Raw genomic sequence first — 20,975 nt, 5'->3', positions numbered from 1 at the left:
CCGCTTACTGCGCCGCCCAGCCGCCGTCCATGTTCCAGGCCACGCCGCGCACGTTGTTGCCGGCAGGCGAGCAGAAAAACACCGCCAACGCGCCCAGCTCTTCGGGCGTAGTGAATTGCATCGACGGCTCTTTTTCGCCCAGCAGTTGTTTGGTGGCCGCCTCGTTGCTGATATTGCCGGCGGCGGCTTTGGCGTCCACCTGTTTTTGCACCAGGGGCGTGAGCACCCAGCCGGGGCAGATGGCGTTGCAGGTGACGCCGGTGGTGGCGTTTTCTAGCGCGGTGACTTTCGTCAGGCCCACAATGCCGTGCTTGGCGGCGACGTAGGCGGATTTTTCGGCCGAGCCGACCAGGCCGTGCACCGAGGCCACGTTGATGATGCGGCCCCAGCCTTTGCCGCCGTCGGCGGCCAGCATGGCAGGCAGCGCCAGGCGCGTGGCGTGGAAGGCGCTGCTCAGGTTGATGGCGATCACGGCGTCCCATCGTTCAACCGGGAAATTCTCGACGCGGGCCACGTGCTGGATACCGGCGTTGTTGACCAGGATGTCGACCTGGCCGAACTGCGCGGCGGCGTAACGCATCATGTCTTCGATGTCCGAGACCTTGCTCATGTCGGCGCCGTGGTAGGCCACACGCGCGCCTAGCGCTTCCACTTCTGCCTTGGGGCCGTCGACGTCGCCAAAGCCGTTGATGACGATGTTGGCGCCTTGCGCCGCCAGCGCCTTGGCGATGCCCAGGCCGATCCCGCTGGTCGAGCCGGTGACGAGGGCTGTTTTACCTTTGAGCATGTTGTTTCTCCGGATGATTTACGATGGTTGAACTGGGGCTTTGAACGGTGCGCGGCGCAAGCGGCGGCCGGTCAATATCTCAAGCAATTATCAAGCCTTTGATTGAAACGCTATCACCATGACCCAACCTACGCTGAACTACGTAAATTGCCCCGACGCCTCAGGCGGACACCGCATGGCTTATTGGCAATGGGGCCAGGCGGACAGCGCCAACGTGGTCGTCTGTGTGCACGGCCTGTCGCGCCAGGGGCGGGACTTTGACGTGCTGGCGCGGGCATTGGTCGAGCAGGGCGCCGGGCGCCCGGGCGGCTTGCGTGTGGTCTGCCCCGATGTGGTGGGCCGCGGTGAGAGCGACTGGCTCAAAGACCCCATGGGCTACCAGATTCCCGCATATGCGGGTGACATGCTTGCCATGCTGGGCCAGTTGCACGCCCAGGCGCAGGTCAAGACGCTGGATTGGGTGGGCACCAGCATGGGCGGCCTGATCGGCATCGGGGTCTGCGGGCAGCCCGGCTTGCCATTGCCCGTGCCTGTGCGCCGCTTGGTGCTGAACGACGTTGGGCCGGCCATCCAGTGGGACGCGATTGTCCGGATTGGTGCTTATCTGGGGCAGGCGGGCCATTTTGGGTCGGTGCAACAGGCGGCCGATGCGATGTGGGCGATTTCGCAGAGCTTTGGCCCGCACACCCCTGAGCAGTGGCTGGCGCTGTCGCGCCCCATGCTCAAGCGCGTGTCGGACGCGGCCGATGCCGAGTGGCGCCTGCATTACGACCCGGCGATTTCCGTGCCCTTCAAGCAGGCAACGCAGGAGTCCACGCTGCAGGGTGAAGCCATGCTCTGGCAGCTCTATGACAATATCAAGGCCGAAACGCTGTTGATCCGGGGCAGGCAGTCGGACCTGCTCAGCCCCCAGACAGCCCAGGCCATGACGGCGCGCGGCCCGCGGGCCCGCCTGGTGGAATTTGAAGGGGTAGGGCATGCGCCCACACTGATCGCAGCCGACCAAGTGGCCGTGGTGGCCGGTTTCCTGCTTGGGTGATCCCCGTGATGGCTGGCGCATGTGCAGCCAGCCTTGCAACTATTTGACTGAAGTTTCATGAAAAGCAATGTGGCCGGGCCGGGTGGCCCGGCAAGCTCCCAGGGGGCGAACGCCTCCATCGTGACCGCCACGGCCGACAGCCTGCCGGACCAGCCGCACGCGCTGGCCCGCGCCCGCGCGTTTGCCGAGCCGCTGATCGCCAGCGAAACGCACGATACGGGCGAGAACATCCTGGCGCATGCCGATGCGGTGGCCGCCATTCTGAAAACCATTGGCGGCTCAGAGGCCATGCAGGCGGCGACTTACCTGGTCTACGCCTGCCAGCACCTGACCAAGCCGCAGGAAGTGATCACCAAGGCCTTCGGCGCCAACTACGCCGCGCTGGCGATGGAGACCACCAAGCTGGTCCATGTGCAACGCCAGGCGCGTTCGGCCAATGCCAAGGCGCAGTTGCTGGACGACCCGGCTGCGCAGACTGAAAACGTGCGCAAGATGCTGCTGGCGTTTTCGCGTGACTTGCGGGTGGTGATGCTGCGGCTGGCTTCGCGCTTGCAGACGCTGCGCCACTATGCGGCCACGCGTCAGACAGCGCCTTTGCCGCTGGCGTATGAGTCGCTGCACGTCTTTGCACCGCTGGCCAATCGCCTGGGCATCTGGCAGATCAAATGGGAAATGGAAGACCTGGCTTTCCGTTTCCTGGAACCCGATACGTATAAACAGACGGCGCGCCTGCTCGATGAAAAGCGAGTAGAGCGCGAAGGCTTTATGGAGGCCCTGCGCGCCCAACTTGAGCGCGAGCTGAACCAGAACGGCATTGCCGCGCTGGTGCAGGGTAGGCCCAAGCACATCTACAGCATCGTGAAAAAGATGCGCGGCAAGTCGCTGGACTTCGAGCAGGTGTTCGACATTCGCGCGCTGCGGGTGATCGCCGCCGACGTGAAGGGCTGTTATGCGGCGCTTGGTTTTGTGCATTCGCGCTTCACACCGGTAGACGGCGAGTTCGACGACTACATCGCCAAACCCAAGACCAACGGTTACCAGTCGCTGCACACTGTGGTGCGCGACGACGCGGGCAGGGCGGTGGAGATTCAGGTGCGCACACAGGCCATGCATGACCATGCAGAGCACGGCGTGGCTGCGCACTGGGCTTACAAGGAAGCAGGGGCCAAGGGCTATGCCGGCGTGTCGGCGAGCAGTGAGTACGACGCAAAAATTGCGGTGCTGCGGCAACTGCTGGCCTGGGAGCGCGACCTTTCGGGCCCGGCAGCGCAGCGTGCGCGCGATGCCAAGCAGGGCCTCTTTGAAGACCGCATCTATGTGCTGACGCCGGACGCGGCCATTGTGGAGTTGCCGCAGGGCGCGACCACAGTCGACTTTGCCTACAGCGTGCACACCAGCTTGGGGCATCGCTGCCGCGGCGCGCGCATTGATGGTGTGATGGTGCCGCTCAATACCCCGCTACAAAACGGCCAGACAGTTGAGGTGATCACCGTCAAGGACGGCGGTCCTTCGCGCGACTGGCTCAATCCGGAGCTGGGCTTTTTGTGCAGCCACCGGGCCAAGTCCAAAGTACGCGCGTGGTTCAACGCGCTGGCGATGGAACAGACGGTTGCCAGGGGCCGTGAAGCGGTTGAAAAACTGCTGCAGCGCGAAGGCAAAACGGCGATGAAGCTGGATGACCTGGCGGTGCAGCTTGGCTTCAAGACGGCGGAAGATTTGTTTGAGGTGGTGGGCAAAGACGAGTTGTCGCTGCGCACCATCGAGAACATGCTTAGGCCGCCCGAACCGGTCATGAGCCAGGACGACTACGTGCTGGCGAAAAAGGCGCGCGCGCCCAGCCCAGGCTCGAAGAAAGGTTCCGGCGGCGTGCTGGTTGTCGGTATGGGATCGCTGTTGACCCAGCTCGCCAAATGCTGCAAGCCCGCGCCACCCGATGAAATCCTGGGCTTTGTCACCAAGGGCAAAGGCGTCAGCATTCACCGCAGTGACTGCAGCAACTTCCGCAACATGGCTAGCGGCAGCCCTGACCGTGTGATCGAGGTGGAGTGGAACTCGCCCAAATCGCCCGACGGTGCGGTGTACCCGGTGGATGTGGCCGTGGAAGCCGCCGACCGCCAGGGCCTGCTGCGCGATATCTCGGAAGTGTTCGCCAAGGAAAAAATGAACGTGATCGGCGTGCAGACGCAGTCAGTCAAAGACAACCGCGGCGGCACGGCCTGGATGACCTTCACGGTGGAAGTGGCGCAATCGGGCCGCCTCAACCAGGTGCTGGGCATCGTGGCCGAAGTGCCGGGTGTGCGGTCTGCGCGAAGACGTTGAGTCTCGCAGTGAAGACCGTATTTTATCGTGTTATACTGCTAGCTTCGAACAGTCCTTAGGCGCGTAGCTCAGCTGGTTAGAGCACCACCTTGACATGGTGGGGGTCGTTGGTTCGAGTCCAATCGCGCCTACCAATTCCCTCAAATCGGTTCCTGTAAAAGCTTTGCATCACTGTGATGTAAGGCTCATCACACAGGGTAAACCAAGGGGATTGAGTACATCAGAATTCCTAGAATGTATTGAGTCCCGGCGTTTCGGCGCCGGTCGTCATTCAGAGGAGAAATCAGTGCCAAAAAGCAAATCCACCAGCCCGGCATCCGGCATTCCGCCTTCACAGGCAGAGGCAGCTGCCGACGGCAATCCCGGCGCCAAAAGCGGCCGGGCGGCCGGCAAGGCTGCGGCGTCGCGCGTGATCAAGAAGTATCCGAACCGCCGGCTCTACGACACCGAGACATCGACCTACATCACGCTCACTGAAGTGCGCCAGTTGGTGATGGACACCGCCGATTTTGTGGTGCGTGATGCCAAGACCAACGAAGATCTGACGCGCAGCATCCTGCTGCAGATCATCCTTGAAGAAGAAACCGGCGGCGCGCCGATGTTCACCGAGGCTGTGCTCGCCAACATCATCCGTTTTTACGGCAATGCGATGCAAAGCTTCATGGGCGCCTACCTCGAGAAGAACGTGCAGAGTTTTATGGACCTGCAGGTCAAGATGGCCGAGCAGTCCAAAGGGCTGACGCCCGAGATGTGGGCGCAGTTCATGAATGCGCAATCTCCCATGATGCAAGGCATGATGGGCAACTATGTGGAGCAATCCAAAACCGTTTTTACGCAGATGCAGGAGCAGATGCAAAAGCAAAGCGAGCAGATGCTCCAAGCTTTCGGCTTGAAGCGCTGAAGTGAAAGCCAGGGGTTGAATCTCTGGCGGTCCCGTAGAAATCGGTGACCTGAGACAATACACCCCATGAGCGAAGTTATTTCCCCACCTATTTCCATTACCAACAAGCCCGCGCCGCGCGTGGGTTTTGTCAGCCTGGGCTGTCCCAAGGCCCTGACCGATTCCGAACTGATCCTCACGCAATTGAGTGCAGAGGGCTACCAGACCTCCAAAACCTTTGAAGGCGCTGACCTGGTCATCGTCAACACCTGCGGCTTCATCGACGATGCGGTCAAGGAAAGCCTGGACACCATTGGCGAAGCACTGGCCGAAAACGGCAAGGTCATCGTCACCGGGTGCCTGGGTGCCAAGGCAGGCGAGGGCGGCGGCAACCTGGTGCGCCAGATGCACCCCAGCGTGCTGGCTGTGACGGGCCCGCACGCCACGCAAGAGGTGATGGATGCGGTGCACCTGAATCTGCCCAAACCCCACGACCCGTTTGTGGACCTGGTGCCTAACGCCTTTGGCATTGCCGGCATCAAGCTCACGCCCAAGCATTACGCCTACCTGAAGATCAGCGAAGGCTGCAACCACCGCTGCACCTTCTGCATCATCCCGTCCATGCGCGGCGACCTGGTGTCGCGGCCCATCGGTGATGTGCTCAATGAGGCACGTGCACTGTTTGAGGGCGGCGTGAAGGAGTTGCTGGTGATCAGCCAGGACACCTCGGCCTATGGCGTGGACGTGAAATACCGCACCGGCTTCTGGGACGGCAAACCCGTGAAGACGCGCATGCTGGAACTGGTGCAGGCGCTGGGCGAAATTGCCGAGCCTTACGGCGCCTGGGTTCGCTTGCATTACGTGTACCCGTACCCCAGCGTGGATGAAGTGCTGCCGCTGATGGCCACCGGCAAGGTGTTGCCTTACCTCGACGTGCCCTTGCAGCACAGCCATCCGGATGTGCTCAAACGCATGAAGCGGCCGGCCAGCGGTGAGAAAAACCTCGAGCGCATTGCGCGCTGGCGCGAGATCTGCCCCGAGATCGTGATTCGCAGCACTTTCATCGCCGGCTTTCCCGGCGAGACCGAAGCGGAGTTCGAGCACCTGCTGGACTTCATGCGCGAAGCCAAAATCGACCGTGCAGGCTGCTTTGCCTACAGCGCGGTGGAAGGCGCCACGGCCAACGACATTCCCGGCATGTTGCCGATGGAATTGCGTGAAGAGCGGCGCGCCCGTTTCATGGCGGTGGCCGAAGCTGTTTCCAGCCAGAAGCTGCAGCAGCGCATAGGCGTGACCATGCAGGTGCTGGTGGATTCGGCGCCGGCCTTGGGCCGCAAGGGCGGCACGGGGCGTTCTTATGCTGATGCGCCCGAGATCGACGGCGTGGTCAAGCTGCTGCCGCCCGAGAAAATCAGCAAGACGCTGAAGGTCGGTGAATTCACCCGGGCCCGCATTGTCGGAACCCAGGGCCACGACCTGGTTGCCGTACCTGTTTGATTAACACCGTAGATGAAAAACGGGCCTGAAGATGGGGCCCGGCCACAAAAAAAGCCACTGGGTCACAGTGGCTTTAATCTTGCTTTACCCCAGAACCCATTCAAGAGTCTGGAGAAGCTGTTTGGTGTATCTGGTGCCCGGGAGAGAACTCGAATCTCCACATCTTGCGATACACGGACCTGAACCGTGCGCGTCTACCAATTCCGCCACCCGGGCACAGCTAGCAGTGTACCATTACTTCAACGCTTTCTCAGGCCCTGGCCCCCAAATTTTCCTGAAATATTTCGGCTGCATACTCAAAACCAGCAGCCTCCAACGAAAAGAGACTTTCTATCAAAACAACTCACTCCCATTCGGGCGGATCGTCCGCCCATTCATCCGGTTTGCTCGCTGAATTCGAGGGCACCGTTTCCGGCCACCGAGACGGCCACGGCTTTGTATTGCGCGACGACGGCGAGGCAGATATTTACCTGCCGCCCAACGAAATGCGCGCGGTGCTGCACAAGGATCGCGTCAAGGCGCGCATCGTGCGGCACGACCGAAAAAACCGGCCTGAGGGCCGCGTCACCGAGATCATCGAGCGCTCTTCCAACCCCATCATCGGCCGCCTGCTGCAAGAAAGCGGCGTCTGGCTGGTCGCACCCGAAGACAAGCGCTACGGCCAGGACGTACTGATCCCCAAAGGCGCTACCGGCTCGGCCAAGTCCGGCCAGGTGGTGGTGGTGCAGCTCACCGAGCCGCCGGCGCTCTTTGGCCAGCCTGTGGGCCGCGTCAAGGAAGTGCTGGGCGAGATCGACGATCCCGGCATGGAAATCGAAATCGCCGTGCGCAAGTACGGTGTGCCGCATGAATTCAGCGACGAAGCCCTGGCCCTGGCCCGGGCGCTGCCTGACGCCGTGCGGCCGGCCGACAAAAAGCATCGCGTCGACCTGACCGATGTGCCCCTGGTCACCATCGACGGCGAAGACGCCCGGGATTTTGACGACGCCGTGTACTGCGAGCCCGCCAAGGTGGGACGTGGCAAAGGCTGGCGGCTGCTGGTGGCGATTGCCGACGTGAGCCACTATGTGGAAACCGGCAGCGCCATCGACGTCGACGCTTATGACCGCGCTACCAGCGTATATTTTCCGCGCCGCGTGATTCCCATGCTGCCGGAAAAACTCTCCAACGGCCTCTGCTCGCTGAACCCCAATGTTGAGCGCCTGTGCATGGTCTGCGACATGCTGGTCAACGCCAAGGGCGAGGTCCATGCCTACCAGTTTTACCCGGCGGTGATGTTCAGCCAGGCACGTTTTACCTATACCGAAGTGGCGGCCATCCTGGCCAACACGCGCGGCCCCGAAGCCGCGCAGCGCAAGGCGCTGGTGCCGCACCTGCTCGATTTGCACGACGTCTACCAGGCGCTGCTCAAGGAGCGCGGCGTACGCGGCGCGGTGGACTTTGAAACCACCGAGACGCAAATTGTCTGTGACGAAGCCGGCCGGATTGAAAAAATCGTCCCGCGCACCCGCAATGTGGCCCACCGTCTGATCGAGGAGGCCATGCTGGCCGCCAACGTCTGCTCGGCCGACTTCATCTCGCAAAGCAAGCATGTGGGCCTGTTCCGCGTGCACGAAGGCCCGACGCCCGAGAAGAAGGAGATGCTGCGCAATTACCTGAAGGCGGCCGGCATCGGCATGACCATCAGCGACGACCCGGAGCCGGGTGAGTTCCAGCGCATCGCGATTGCCACCAAGGATAGACCGGACGCGCAGCAAATTCACTCGATGCTGCTGCGCTCCATGCAGCAGGCGATCTATACGCCCATCAACAGCGGCCACTTCGGCCTGGCGTATGAGGCCTACACCCACTTCACCAGCCCGATCCGGCGCTACCCCGACTTGCTGGTGCACCGCGTCATCAAGGCGGTGCTGAACAAGACCAAATACCAGTTGCCGACCCTGCCCACACCGGGCGAGGCCGAGGCCAAGCTGTCCAAACGACTGGCCTCGCGCGTCAAGGAGCCGACGCAAAAGCCCAAAAAAGCCAGCGCCGACGAGCTTGCCTGGCAGGCGGCGGGCCTGCATTGCAGCGCCAATGAACGCCGAGCCGACGAAGCCAGCCGCGACGTTGAGGCCTGGCTCAAGTGCAAATACATGCGTGAGCACCTCGGCGAGGAGTTCGGTGGCGTTGTCACGGCAGCCACCGGTTTCGGCATCTTCGTCACGCTCGATGCCATGTACGTGGAAGGCCTGGTGCACATCACCGAGCTGGGCGGCGAATACTTCCGCTTCGATGAAGCCCGCCAGGAACTGCGCGGCGAGCGCACCGGCATCCGCTATGCCATCGGCACGCGGGTGAGAGTGCAGGTCAGCCGTGTTGACCTGGATGGCCGCAAGATCGATTTCCGCCTGGTCAATGAGGGCCAGGACGTGGTCGGGCGCGCCATGAAGGACAAGACCGGCGGCCATGCCACCGAGTTGCCGGCGAAGGAGCGCGGCGCCACGCGCCACACCGAGGAGGCCCGTACAGGCAAGACCGGCAAAAAGACGGCCGGCAAGCATACGGAGAGCCGCTCCAGCAGCCGCAGCAGCGGTTCTGGCCGGAGTAGCAGCGCCGGCAGTGAACGCGCGCCCAAGTCGCCTATCCAGGCGCTCAAGGCCGCCGTCAAGAAGGCGGCAGGTAACCCCGGGCGCAAGCAGGGCAAGAAGCCGCGCCGGTAAAAACGCCGCAAACTTTCAACCTTTCTTGCTCAAAACCGACGACCCATGCTGATCCGTATCCTGGCCTTCCTGCTTGAAACCATCTTCTTCGTGCTGATCGCGGCGGCGCTGCTGCGCGCGTGGATGAACTGGGTGCGTGTCAACATGAGCGCGCAGCCCGGCAGCTTCGTGATGGCTTTGACGGACTGGCTCGTCAAGCCCCTGCGCCGCGTGCTGCCCAGGTCGCTGGCGCAGTCGCGCGTCGATTGGGCCAGCGTGATCGCCGCGGCGGTGCTGGCGCTGGCCTATGGCTTGCTGTGGTCCTTGCTGTTTGGCGTGCTGGCGGGCGTTGCGTACTGGTCGGTGCAGGCCGGCCCCGTGGCGCTGCTAACCCTGTTGACCTTCGCGCTGAAGATGCTGATCCGCGTGGCGCTGCAAACCCTGATCATCCTGGTGCTGGGCTTTGCCATCCTCTCGTGGGTCCAGCCCGGCTCGCCGGTTTATGCCTTGCTGGGCCGCCTGACCGAGCCCGTACTGGCGCCGTTGCGCCGGGTGATTCCCCCGATAGGCGGTGTTGATATCTCGGCGATCGTGTTGATCGTGCTGCTGCAGATCGCCTTGATGGTCCTGGTCTAAAGCAGCACAGACGCCGTCAGCGCCGGCCCATTGACGCGGGCGGGCCATTCATCCGCTGCATGCCCGTGCGCAAATACTGCGCCGCAGGCTGCCTCAAAAGCTCCCAGCCCTGCGGCCATGGCCGCTCCCAGCATGCCGGCCAGCACATCGCCGGTGCCCGCTGTTGCCAGCAGAGCATTGCCGCTACTGTTGATGGCGCTGGCGCGCCCCGGTGCGGCAACGACGGTACCTGAACCTTTAAGCACCACCACGCACTGAAACCGTTCAGCCAGTTGGCTGGCAAACGCCAGCCGGTCGGCCTGGACTTCCTTGGACGTGACCCCGGCGAGCCGCGCAGCCTCCAGCGGATGGGGTGTCAGCACCGTGCTGTAGCCGCGGTGGTGGCGGGCTGTGAGCTGGGTCTGCAATTGCGTGTCTGCGGCGATGGCGTTGAGTGCGTCCGCATCCAGCACCAGGCGCGGCGCCGCCGACAGCGCCTTGGGCAGCACAGCCCGCACGGCGTCGCCGCCCCCGCAGCCGCACACCACCACCTGCTGTGCCAGGTCCTGCGCGTCGGGTGCGCGAAACATCAGCTCGGGTTGTTGTGGGTCCACGGTGAGTGCAGGACTGCCGAGCAGCACCACGAACACCCTGCCTGCGCCCGCGTGCAAGGCAGCACGCGCGGCCAGCAGCGCGGCGCCTGCCATATGGCTGCCGGCGGTGGACTCCCCACCCAGCACGGCCACATCGCCAAAGCTGCCTTTGTGGCTGGCGTGGGCCGCACCTGATCGCGCCAGCGGCGCCGCCCGGTCGGCGCCGAGCAGCCATGCGCTTGGCGGTTTGGCTGCGCTGGCTGATAGTGGGCCGGCACCCAGGTCGTCAAACCAGACCTGGCCCGCGCTGTCGCGGCCGTCCGCAGTGAAGAGTCCCGGTTTTAATGTCAGCAGGCTTAGGGTAAAAATGGCTGTAACGACCGATGGACGGGCGTGGTCAGCTACTAAATGTGTAGCGGCGCCGGTTTCGGCATCCAGGCCTGTGGGGACATCCACCGCGAGTCGTGGCACGCCACTCGCCTGCATCCGCGCCAGCCACTCCACCATCCCGGCTGTGCCGGGCCGGGCCGGGTCCAGCGTGCCGCCAATGCCCAGCAGCGCGTCGATGCAGAAATCAAAATGATCGGGTGGCTCGGCGGTCACGGGCACGCCGGCGGCCAGGGCACGCTCGCGCGAGGCTTGCGCGTCGGGTGGGAGTTGGTTTTTACCGGCGGGCAGGCCGGTCCAGGTCACGGTCACCTGCTTGCCCCACTGGTGCAGGTGCATGGCGGCTTCAAAGCCGTCGCCACCGTTGTTGCCGGGCCCGCAGGCGATCCAGATGCGTTGCGCGTGCGGCGCCAGAGCCAGCGCCAAGCGGGCGACGGAGAGGCCGGCCCGCTGCATCAGCGCGTGCGGCGGCAGTTGGCTGGCGGCAAGCTGTTCGAGTTCACGGGTGGCCGCCACGCTGTGAAGCGGCTCGCTGTGGGCGCTGGAGATTTTTCGCATGGCCCGATTGTGCGGCCCCGGGCGTAAAAAAGCCCGGCATGCCGGGCTTGGGATAGCGCAAAGGGGCGGGCTTCAGGCGTCCGGTGGAATCCGCAGGACCTGGCCGGGGTAAATCTTGTCGGGGTGCGTCAGCATGGGCTTGTTGGCTTCGAAGATCTGCGGGTATTTGTTGGGCGTGCCGTAGAACTGTTTGCTGATTTTCGAGAGGTTGTCACCGCTGACGACCACATGCCATTGTGATTCCGGCTCGGGACTGGATACCGTCATCAGGTCGTTCACGGCGGCCACTGTGGCCACATTGCCGCAGCACAGCAGGACCTTTTCTTTGGTGGCCTGGTCGGGCGCTACGCCTGAGACCGTGACGGTGGCGCTGGCGGCGTCAAAGCCGATCTCCAGCGCCTGCACATTGAGGTTCATGGAGTTGATGTAGCTGGCGATTGCATCACCCGCCGCCTTGCTCAGCGCCTCGATATTTTCGGGTGTGGGCTTGGCTGCGGCGGCTTCCTGGGCGGCTTTGGCTTCGCCGCGCCCGAAGAGCTTTTCTCCGGCTTCCTTGATAAAACTGAACATGCCCATGGAAACTCCAATCAGTAGTGAGGTTGCAGAAATAGCGACCCGGAAAAAACACCGGGCTGCAACTACTGTACTCGCCTGTCGTGACGTTTTTTCGGCTTGAAGTGGAGAGAAAGAGGCTCAGTCCAGGCGCGAAACGCCCAGGCCTTCCATGTCGATGTCGGCTTTTTTGCCGGCCATCAGGTCGGCCAGAGCCCGCGCGCTGCCGCAGCTGAGCGCCCAGCCACTGGAGCCGTGGCCCAGGTTGAGCCAGAGGCCGGGGATGCCGCTGTCGCCGATGATGGGCGGGCCGTCGGGCAGCATGGGCCGGGCGCCTTTCCATTCCTGCACGCTGGCGCCGGTGTTGGCGAGCTGCGCAGCGCCCGGAAACCAATCATGTAAAACCTTGTAAAGGGTTTGAAGAGAAGCAGCGCGTTTGTTGTCCAGCGACCCGCCGATCTCGGCGCTGCCGGCCACGCGGACGCGGTTGCCAAGGCGGGAAATCGCCACCTTGTAGCGCTCGTCCATCAAGGCGCTGCGCGGCGCGTTCAGCGGCTCGCGTATCGGGGCGCTGATGGAGTAGCCGTAGACCGCCGCCATCGGAATCTTCAGGCCCAGCGGCTTCAGGAGCTGCGCTGAAGCCAACCCTGCGCACATGACGAGGCGGTCGAAGCTGCGCGGCGAATTCTCGCCTGCTATCAAAATGGAAGCGGGTTGCGCTCGTTCCACCTGGGCTACAGCCGTATTGAACTCAAAATTGACGCCGATACGCTGGGCCTCGTTCTTCAGCAGCAAGGCAAACTGCCGGCAGTTGGCCACCTCGTCGTCCGGCAGGTGCACCGCGCCCAGGAAGCTGGTGTCCGGGTTGAGTGCCGGCTCGATCTTGCGTACCTCGTCGGGGCCGATTTCCTTGAAGCTCACGCCGGCTTCGCGCAACACGGCCAGACCCGGCTGCACCAATTTGCTGTCTTTTTCAGAGCGAAGCAACACCATGTAACCCGGGCTGCCGTCGTATTCGAGTTCCAGTTCAGCTGTCAGGTGATGCAGGCGTTCGCGGCTGTAGAAGGCCAGGCGCTGCATGCGCGCGCGGTTGGCCAGGTAGGTATCGAGCTTGCAGGCGCGAAACCACTTCCACATCCAGGCCAGTTCGCCGGCCGACAGCGGCAGGCCGAGCTTGACCGGCGCATGGCGGCTAAAGAGGTGGCTGAGGACCTTGCCCGGCATGCCGGGCGCCGCCCACGGCGTGACATAGCCGGGCGCGACCAGGCCGGCATTGGCAAAGCTGGTTTCTTCGGCTGCTGCGCCGCGCCGTTCGAATACGGTGACTTCATGGCCGTCCAGGGCCAACTCGTACGCAGTAGTGATGCCGATGATGCCGGCGCCTATGACTGCGATCTTCATGCGTGAGCGCCGCAGTGGCGTAGGTAAGTCGGCACGGGTGCGCGCCGGAAGCGGAAAATCGTGTTGTGCATTGTTTTTGTGAGTGAAATCGGCCGCTAGCCCAGTTGATATGGGCGTAAACAGCTATTATTTTTGTAGCGATTGATTCAGGGCTGCTTCCACCTGCAGCGCCAGGTCCAGCACCGCGTCGTCATGCAGCGCCGCGTGCCAGAGCATCAGGCCCACCGGCAACTGGCCGGGCGTGTGACAGGGCAGGGAAATCGCGCAACCGTCGAGCATGTTAACCACGGAGGTGTTGCGCAGCAAAAGGCCGTTGACTCTAAAAAACTCGGTGTCGTCGGTCAGCACGCTGGCAATCGGCGGAGCGACGATGGGCACCGTGGGCGATATCACCGCGTCAAAGCCGTCCAGGCGCACTTCCATGCGCGCTATCCAGGCTTTGCGCGCCGCCAGCAGGTCGATGTAGTCGGCCGCGCTCATGCTGGCCCCGCGCAGGATGCGCAGCGCCACGCGCGGGTCGTAGTCGGATTGATGTTCAGCAATCAGCTTGCGGTGCCAGGCGTAGCTTTCGGCCGCCGAGAGGCCGCCAGTGGCGTTGATGGCTGCCAGGTCCGCGATTTCATCGAGCGCGATCTCCTCGATACTCGCACCGGCCTGGCGCAGCACCTGCAGGCTTCGCTCGAACGCCTGGGCGACGGTATCGTCGAGTGCGTCCTGCATCTGCGTGCGGGCTACGGCCAGGCGGCAGGCGGACAGGGGTTTGCCGGCAAGGCGAACCTGTCGCGCGGCCAGCACCTCGTGCACGATGATGGCGTCGCGCACCGAGCGCGTCAGCGCGCAGGCGGTGTCCAGGCTGGTAGACAGGGGCAGGGCGCCTGCAGTCGGCACCAGGCGCGCCGTGTTCTTGAAACCGACGATGCCGCAAAGTGCCGCCGGGATGCGGATGGAGCCGCCCGTGTCGGAGCCCAACCCCACCATCGCCGCCCCCGTGGCCACCGACACGGCCGCGCCAGACGACGAACCGCCCGGGATGCGGGCTATGGCCGGGTCGGCCGGGTTGACGGGTGTGCCGTAGTGGGGGTTGACGCCGACGCCCGAAAAGGCGAATTCGACCATGTTGGTGCGCCCCACCAGTGCGGCGCCTGCGGCCCTCAGGCGCGCAACGGCAGGGCAATCGGCCTGGGCCGGGGCTGCCTGGGCTAGGGCGGTAGAACCGGCCCGGGTGGGCTGACCCGCCACGTCGAACAGATCCTTGACCGATACCGGGATGCCGGCCAAAGGAGGGCTGGAGGAGCTGGAAAGGCCGGTGGGAGCGGTTTTCAGCGTTTCAGACGGGTCGGACAGGCCCCCGGGCATGAAAACGTGGCGGCAGGCCTCGCTTTGGGCGACCAGGGCAGCCTGGGCCAGGATGTCCCGAATTTGCGTCTGGCCAGCCTGGAGTGCCTGGCGAGTGGCATGGAGGTCGCCTGGGGAGGGGGAGTGGCTCATGGGAGGGGAGGGAGCGGAAGAATGTTATACTCGACAGGCTTTGCAAATGACGATTTTGTTGTTTGCAATGCAAATCGCAAATCAGCCACCCAAGGTGTTGCCCCACGAATCTCAAAGGTGGGGCGATAAGCGCTGATTTTAGACACAACCTTTTGGAGTATTCCTATGTCGACCACTATGCGCGAAATGCTGGAAGCAGGCGTTCATTTCGGACACCAAACCCGCTTCTGGGACCCCAAGATGGCCCCTTACATCTTCGGCCATCGCAACCGTATTCACATCATCAACCTGGAAAAATCGCTTCCGATGTACCAGGAAGCGATGAAGTTCGCCAAGCAGCTGTCCGCCAACCGCGGCACCATCCTGATGGTGGGCACCAAGCGCCAGGCTCGCGAAATCGTCGCCACCGAAGCCAAGCGCGCCGGTGTTCCTTACGTTGACCAGCGCTGGCTGGGCGGCATGCTGACCAACTTCAAGACGGTCAAGACCTCCATCAAGCGCCTGAAGGAAATGAAGGCCCAGCAAGAAGCCGGCCTCGATTCCATCAGCAAAAAAGAACAACTCACCTTCAAGCGTGAAATCGAAAAGCTTGAAAAAGACATCGGCGGCATTCAGGACATGAACGCCCTGCCGGACGCCATCTTCGTGATCGACGTGGGCTTCCACAAAATCGCGATCCTGGAAGCCAAGAAGCTCGGCATCCCCCTGATCGGTGTGGTTGACTCCAACCACTCGCCTATCGGCATCGATTACGTGATCCCCGGCAACGATGACTCCTCCAAGGCAGTCGCCCTGTACGCCCGCGGTATCGCCGACGCGATCCTCGAAGGCCGCGCCAACGCCGTGAACGAAGTCGTCAAGGCAGTTTCGGCCGAGAGCTCGGATGAGTTCGTCGAAGTGGAAAACGCAGCGGGCTGATAGCTTTCGGCTCTGCGCCAGACGCGAAAAAGGGGCTCGCGTAGCCCCTTTTTCACAACTTAACGAAAAGCTGGGTGCGAATTGATCGCTTCCAGCGGGTCAAAACGACAAAACGGAGAATCAAAGATGGCAATTACTGCAAGCATGGTCGCTGAACTGCGCGCCAAGACCGACGCCCCCATGATGGAGTGCAAGAAAGCACTGACCGAGGCGGAAGGCAACTTCGAAAAAGCAGAAGAACTTCTGCGCGTCAAGCTCGGCAGCAAGGCCGGCAAGGCTGCTTCCCGCGTTACCGCTGAAGGCGTGGTCGCTGCGCATCGCGAAGGCGATGTGGGCGCGCTGGTTGAGATCAACTGCGAAACCGACTTCGTCACCAAAAACGACAGCTTCCTGGCTTTCACCAAAGCCGTGGTCGAAGGCATCGTCAAGAACAACCCGGCCGATGTGGAAGCCGTTGGCGCCATGCCCCTCACGCTGGACGGCTTCGGCCCGACCGTGGAAGACGTGCGCAAGGGCCTGATCGGCAAGATCGGCGAAAACATGAGCGTGCGCCGCTTTAAGCGTTTTACCGGCAGCAAGCTGGCTTCTTACCTGCACGGCACGCGTATCGGCGTGATCGTGGAGTTTGAAGGCGACGAAGCCGCCGCCAAGGACGTCGCGATGCACGTGGCCGCCATGAAGCCGGTGTCCCTGTCCAGCGCTGAAGTACCAGCCGAACTGGTCGCCAAGGAGCGCTCTGTGGCTGCAGCCAAGGCTGCTGAAGACGCTGCCAAGGCCCAGGCCGAAGGCAAGGCTGTGCAGTCTGCCGAAATTGTTGCAAAGCGTATCGAAGGCGGCGTGCAGAAGTACCTCAAAGAAGTCAGCCTGTACAACCAGACTTTCGTCAAGAACGACAAGCAGACCGTTGAGCAAATGCTCAAGGAAAAAGCGACGACGATCAAGTCCTTCACGCTGTACGTGGTGGGCGAGGGCATCGACAAGAAGGTGGACGATTTCGCCGCCGAAGTCGCCGCCCAGGTCGCAGCCGCCAAAGGCGCTTAAGTCCTTAAGCCCAGCCGGAAGGCCGCTAAACTCCAGTTCACTTTAACCACAGAAAGCCCCTCACATGCCAGCCTACAAGCGAATCTTGTTAAAACTGTCAGGTGAGGCCTTGATGGGGGACGATGCCTTCGGCATCAACCGCGCCACCATCGTGCGCATGGTGGAAGAAATCGCCGAAGTCACCCGCATGGGTGTGGAGGTGGCGGTGGTGATTGGCGGCGGCAATATTTTCCGCGGTGTGGCGGGCGGCTCGGTCGGCATGGACCGCGCCACCGCCGACTACATGGGCATGCTGGCCACCGTGATGAACGCCCTGGCGTTGGGTGACACCATGGACAAGGCCGGCCTGATTGCGCGCGTGATGTCCGCGATCGGCATCGAGCGCGTCGTCGAGCCTTATGTGCGCCCCAAGGCCTTGCAATACCTCGAAGAGGGCAAGGTCGTCATTTTTGCGGCCGGCACCGGCAACCCTTTCTTCACCACCGACACGGCGGCCGCATTGCGCGGCGCTGAGATCGGCGCCGAAATCGTGCTGAAGGCGACCAAGGTCGACGGTGTTTACACCGCTGACCCGAAGAAGGACCCGAAGGCCACGCGTTACACCAACATCACGTTTGATGAAGCGATGGGCAAGAACCTCGAAGTCATGGACGCCACGGCTTTCGCACTGTGCCGCGACCAGAAACTGCCCATCAAGGTGTTCAGTATTTTCAAGCACGGTGCGCTCAAGCGCGTGGTGCAGGGTGAGGACGAGGGAACCCTGGTTCACGTTTGACCTTCCGAATCCGCCAATCCGAGGCTTGCTTTTTTCGCTATCAAAATCCGGAGATCCGACCATGAGCATTGCTGACGTCAAGCAGCTGGCAGAGCAAAAAATGCTGCAGTCCATCGACTCGTTCAAGAACGGCCTGACCAAGATCCGCACAGGCCGCGCCAACCCCGGCTTGCTCGACACCGTGCATGTCGACTATTACGGCTCCATGGTGCCGATCAGCCAGGTGGCCAATGTGTCGCTGCTCGATGCACGCACCATCAGTGTCTCGCCCTGGGAAAAGGGCATGGGCGCCAAAATCGAAAAAGCCATTCGCGATTCCGACCTCGGCCTGAATCCAGCGGCGCAAGGCGATCTGATCCGCGTCCCCATGCCGGCGATGACTGAAGAGCGCCGCAAGGAGCTCACCAAGGTTGTGCGCGCCGAGGGTGAGCACGCCAAGGTGGCCATCCGTAATCTGCGCCGCGATGCCAACGATGGCGTCAAAAAGCTGGTCAAGGACAAGCTCGCCTCTGAGGACGATGAACGCCGTTCGCAAGACGATATTCAGAAGTTCACCGACCGTTTCATTGCCGAAGTCGACAAACTGGTCGCAGGCAAGGAACAAGACATCATGGCGGTTTGACGCTTCGCCGTCTGGCCTGATTTCACTATGGCCACCAACCATTCCATCGTCCCGCACCACGTCGCCATCGTCATGGATGGCAATGGGCGCTGGGCGACCAAACGATTTTTACCCCGTATTGCGGGCCACAAGCAGGGCGTTGATTCGCTGAGCCGCTGTGTCCGGGCCTGCCTGGAGCGCGGCATCGGCGTGCTCACGGTGTTTGCGTTTTCGTCGGAAAACTGGAACCGGCCTTCTGAGGAGGTATCCGGTCTTATGGAGCTGCTGGCCCTGTCGCTGGCCAAGGAGGTCCCCAGCCTGAACGAAAACGGCGTGCAGCTGCATTTCGTGGGCGACCGTGAGCGCTTGTCCGAAAAAGTCCGGGCCGGGCTGGCCAAGGCCGAGCTCGACACCTCGGCCAACAGCCGGCTGATTTTTAACGTGTGCTTCAACTACGGCGGCCGCTGGGACATTGCCCAGGCCGCGCAGAAGCTGGCCAGCCGCGGCGAAGCGATCACCGAGCAGTCGCTGGACCGTGCGATGGCCTTGGCGCATGTACCCGATCCGGATTTGCTGATCCGTACGGGTGGTGAGCTGCGCATCAGCAACTTTTTGCTATGGCAGGCCGCTTATTCCGAGCTGCATTTTTCAGACAAACTGTGGCCTGAATTCGACGAAGCGGCGCTGGACGAAGCGATCGCCGTTTTCCGCACCCGCGAACGGCGCTTTGGCAAGACCTCCGCCCAGGTCGGTGGCCACGGCAACAACGACAACGTAAAGGCTGCCTGATGCTTAAACAGCGTGTGATCACGGCGATCGTTTTGCTCGCCATCTTGCTGCCTGCACTCTTTTATAAAACGCCCCAGCCGTTTTGCGCTGTGGCGCTGCTGCTGATTGCCGCAGGGGCCTGGGAGTGGGGCCGCCTGAATGGCTACGGGCAAGGCCTGTCCACAGGGCTTGGCGTGGTGTGCGTAGCCTTGTGCGCGCTCTCCTGGTACGGTGGACTGCTTGAGCAGCCCTTGCCGATGATCTGGGCCGTTGCGGGTGCCGCGTGGGTACTGGCGGGTGGCTGTCTGCTGCGCAACGGTGTGGCCGGCTGGCCACGCATTCCCAAGGCGCTGCGGCTGGTTGGAGGGCTGGTGGCGCTGTGGCTGGCCTGGCTGGCCGTTGCGCAAGCCCGCGTTGTCGGTATCAATTTCCTGTTGTCCGTGCTGTTGCTGGTCTGGGTGGCGGACATCTTTGCCTACTTTGCCGGGCGTACTTTTGGAGGGCGTTTCAGCAAAGGCAAGCTGGCGCCATCGATCAGTCCGGGCAAAAGCTGGGAAGGTGTGTGGGGCGGCATGGCGGGCGTGGTTGCGCTGTCGCTTGCATGGGTTTATGCCAGCACGACAGGTTCGGCCGGTTTCTGGAGCGAGCCGACGCTTTACAGCCGGCTGGCGGCGAATCACGGCATCGTGATCATGCTGCTGGCGGTTATCTTCCTGGCCGCGATGAGCGTGGTCGGCGACCTGGTGGAGTCCCTCATCAAGCGAAGCGCGGGTGTGAAAGACTCCAGCGGGCTCTTGCCTGGCCACGGCGGCGTGCTGGACCGGGTGGATGCCTTGTTGCCCACACTGCCGCTGGCGATGATGTTGGTCAATTTCTAGGTTCTGGCATGGCGTTCAAAAAGCAGCGGGTTACCGTCCTGGGTTCTACGGGGTCCGTAGGTGTCAATACGCTCGACGTGATTGCACGTCATCCCGAGCGCTTCGAAGTATTCGCGCTGAGCGCCGCCACACAAATTGATTTGATGCTGGCGCAGTGTGTGCAGTTCAAACCGCAGTATGCAGTGATGGCGAGTGAGCCACACGCGCGCCAATTGGCGGAAAAAATCAAGTCAAACCAGCTTCCTGTCCAGGTTCTACATGGTCAAGATGCTCTCGAAATGATTGCGTCTCACGAATTGGTGGACGCTGTTATGGCCGCCATCGTGGGCGCCGCCGGGCTGGCGCCGTGCATGGCTGCGGCAAAAGCCGGCAAGCGCCTTTTGCTGGCCAACAAGGAAGCTCTGGTGGTCGGAGGCGAAGTGTTCATGCAGGCTGTTCGCGAGGGAGGGGCCAAGTTGCTCCCCATCGACAGCGAGCATTCAGCCATTTTTCAGTCTTTGCCCGAAGACTCCGCCACCTGGGCTCAACGCGTCGAAAAAATCATCCTCACTGCGTCGGGCGGGCCGTTTCGCACGCGCGATGCCGCCAGCCTGCGCAACGTGACGCCTGACGAAGCCTGCGCCCATCCCAACTGGGTCATGGGCCGGAAAATCTCGGTCGACTCGGCGACGATGATGAACAAGGCCCTGGAGGTCATCGAGGCCAAATTCCTGTTTGGTCTTGCGCCGGCTCAAATCGAGGTGGTGATCCACCCCCAGAGCATCATCCACTCCATGGTGCAATACCGTGACACCTCGGTGGTGGCGCAGTTGGGAACGCCTGACATGCGCGTTCCGATCGCCTATGGCCTGGCCTGGCCTGATCGGGTTACTTCGGGGGCCAAGGCGCTGGATTTCAGGTCGCTGGCCACCATGACATTTGAAGTGCCGGACGATGACCGCTTTCCCGGGCTGCCCCTGGCCTGGCAGGTCTTGAACGGCCCGGCGGGCAGTACGGCAGTGCTGAATGCCGCCAACGAGGTGGCCGTTGCGGCTTTTCTGGACAAACGAATCAGGTTTGATCACATTCACCATGTAAATCACGCAACTTTAGAGGCGATTAGCGTCTCTGAAGCGAGTGATATCGAAGGCCTGCTCGCACTGGATGAGCAGGCTCGCCGTGTTGCCGTTCAAATTGCCGGACAACTGGAGGCATGAC

18 protein-coding genes and 2 tRNA genes are annotated in these 20,975 nt (G+C 62.4%); 14 read left to right on the top strand and 6 right to left on the bottom strand.

Annotated features, from left to right (window positions below; translation table 11 throughout):
• Positions 1-4: 4 nt before the first annotated feature.
• Complete coding sequence (locus BM408_RS06035) at positions 5-787, bottom strand: 3-hydroxybutyrate dehydrogenase (RefSeq protein WP_092127949.1); 783 nt, start codon at positions 785-787, stop codon at positions 5-7.
• Between the two features lie 118 nt (positions 788-905).
• Here BM408_RS06035 and BM408_RS06030 point away from each other — a divergent pair, with 118 nt between their 5' ends.
• The 5 genes from BM408_RS06030 to rimO all read left to right on the top strand — a co-directional run bounded on the left by BM408_RS06030 (position 906) and on the right by rimO (position 6,522).
• Positions 906-1,826 (top strand): alpha/beta fold hydrolase, encoded by a 921-nt coding sequence (locus BM408_RS06030; RefSeq protein WP_092127947.1) that lies wholly within the window; start codon positions 906-908, stop codon positions 1,824-1,826.
• 57 nt (positions 1,827-1,883) lie between these two features.
• Positions 1,884-4,145, top strand: a complete 2,262-nt coding sequence (locus tag BM408_RS06025; protein ID WP_092127945.1) for a RelA/SpoT family protein — start codon at positions 1,884-1,886, stop codon at positions 4,143-4,145.
• A 57-nt stretch (positions 4,146-4,202) separates the two neighbouring features.
• A tRNA-Val gene (locus BM408_RS06020) sits at positions 4,203-4,279 on the top strand.
• A gap of 275 nt (positions 4,280-4,554) precedes the next feature.
• On the top strand, positions 4,555-5,046 hold the full coding sequence (gene phaR, locus BM408_RS06015; protein WP_092128509.1) for a polyhydroxyalkanoate synthesis repressor PhaR: 492 nt from the start codon (positions 4,555-4,557) through the stop codon (positions 5,044-5,046).
• Positions 5,047-5,112: 66 nt separating this feature from the next.
• A complete protein-coding gene (gene rimO, locus BM408_RS06010; RefSeq protein WP_092127943.1) occupies positions 5,113-6,522 on the top strand; it encodes a 30S ribosomal protein S12 methylthiotransferase RimO in 1,410 nt (469 codons plus the stop codon).
• 131 nt (positions 6,523-6,653) lie between these two features.
• Here rimO and BM408_RS06005 read toward each other — a convergent pair.
• A tRNA-Leu gene (locus tag BM408_RS06005) sits at positions 6,654-6,738 on the bottom strand.
• Between the two features lie 167 nt (positions 6,739-6,905).
• On the opposite strand from BM408_RS06005, the gene rnr reads away from it, so the two are divergent.
• Entirely contained in the window at positions 6,906-9,224 is a 2,319-nt protein-coding gene (gene rnr / locus BM408_RS06000; RefSeq protein WP_175541701.1) for a ribonuclease R, read from the top strand.
• Between the two features lie 45 nt (positions 9,225-9,269).
• On the top strand, positions 9,270-9,839 hold the full coding sequence (locus BM408_RS05995; protein WP_092127939.1) for a YggT family protein: 570 nt from the start codon (positions 9,270-9,272) through the stop codon (positions 9,837-9,839).
• Here BM408_RS05995 and BM408_RS05990 read toward each other — a convergent pair.
• The 4 genes from BM408_RS05990 to BM408_RS05975 form a co-directional block, all read right to left on the bottom strand.
• Positions 9,836-11,356 carry an NAD(P)H-hydrate dehydratase gene (locus tag BM408_RS05990; RefSeq protein ID WP_092127937.1) on the bottom strand — a complete coding sequence of 507 codons (1,521 nt, stop codon included), beginning with the start codon at positions 11,354-11,356 and terminating at the stop codon, positions 9,836-9,838. The genes BM408_RS05995 and BM408_RS05990 overlap by 4 nt on opposite strands.
• Positions 11,357-11,428: 72 nt before the next feature.
• Positions 11,429-11,932 (bottom strand): peptidoglycan-binding protein LysM, encoded by a 504-nt coding sequence (gene lysM, locus BM408_RS05985; protein ID WP_092127935.1) that lies wholly within the window; start codon positions 11,930-11,932, stop codon positions 11,429-11,431.
• A 117-nt stretch (positions 11,933-12,049) separates the two neighbouring features.
• The gene (locus BM408_RS05980; protein ID WP_092127933.1) at positions 12,050-13,309 is read right to left on the bottom strand and encodes a D-amino acid dehydrogenase; all 1,260 of its coding nucleotides are present in this window, start codon (positions 13,307-13,309) and stop codon (positions 12,050-12,052) included.
• A 126-nt stretch (positions 13,310-13,435) separates the two neighbouring features.
• Complete coding sequence (locus BM408_RS05975) at positions 13,436-14,797, bottom strand: amidase (RefSeq protein ID WP_092127931.1); 1,362 nt, start codon at positions 14,795-14,797, stop codon at positions 13,436-13,438.
• A gap of 165 nt (positions 14,798-14,962) precedes the next feature.
• On the opposite strand from BM408_RS05975, the gene rpsB reads away from it, so the two are divergent.
• The 7 genes from rpsB (at position 14,963) to ispC (ending at position 20,974) form a co-directional block, all read left to right on the top strand.
• Positions 14,963-15,715, top strand: a complete 753-nt coding sequence (gene rpsB, locus BM408_RS05970; RefSeq protein ID WP_092127929.1) for a 30S ribosomal protein S2 — start codon at positions 14,963-14,965, stop codon at positions 15,713-15,715.
• Between the two features lie 126 nt (positions 15,716-15,841).
• Complete coding sequence (gene tsf, locus BM408_RS05965; protein ID WP_092127923.1) at positions 15,842-16,756, top strand: translation elongation factor Ts; 915 nt, start codon at positions 15,842-15,844, stop codon at positions 16,754-16,756.
• Between the two features lie 64 nt (positions 16,757-16,820).
• On the top strand, positions 16,821-17,531 hold the full coding sequence (pyrH, locus tag BM408_RS05960) for a UMP kinase (RefSeq protein ID WP_036838012.1): 711 nt from the start codon (positions 16,821-16,823) through the stop codon (positions 17,529-17,531).
• Between the two features lie 61 nt (positions 17,532-17,592).
• Positions 17,593-18,153 (top strand): ribosome recycling factor, encoded by a 561-nt coding sequence (gene frr, locus BM408_RS05955; RefSeq protein ID WP_092127921.1) that lies wholly within the window; start codon positions 17,593-17,595, stop codon positions 18,151-18,153.
• 27 nt (positions 18,154-18,180) lie between these two features.
• Positions 18,181-18,921, top strand: a complete 741-nt coding sequence (gene uppS / locus BM408_RS05950; protein WP_092127919.1) for a polyprenyl diphosphate synthase — start codon at positions 18,181-18,183, stop codon at positions 18,919-18,921.
• The gene (locus BM408_RS05945; RefSeq protein ID WP_092127917.1) at positions 18,921-19,778 is read left to right on the top strand and encodes a phosphatidate cytidylyltransferase; all 858 of its coding nucleotides are present in this window, start codon (positions 18,921-18,923) and stop codon (positions 19,776-19,778) included. The genes uppS and BM408_RS05945 overlap by 1 nt, the downstream gene beginning before the upstream one ends.
• 8 nt (positions 19,779-19,786) lie before the next feature.
• A complete protein-coding gene (gene ispC / locus BM408_RS05940; RefSeq protein ID WP_092127915.1) occupies positions 19,787-20,974 on the top strand; it encodes a 1-deoxy-D-xylulose-5-phosphate reductoisomerase in 1,188 nt (395 codons plus the stop codon).
• The last annotated feature ends 1 nt before the right edge of the window (position 20,975 follow it).

This window comes from Polaromonas sp. YR568 (genome assembly GCF_900116715.1).
Taxonomy (GTDB): Bacteria; Pseudomonadota; Gammaproteobacteria; order Burkholderiales; family Burkholderiaceae_C; genus Polaromonas.
The sequence above is the reverse complement of the archived record's forward strand: the minus strand, read 5'-3'. Positions and strand labels throughout refer to the sequence as shown.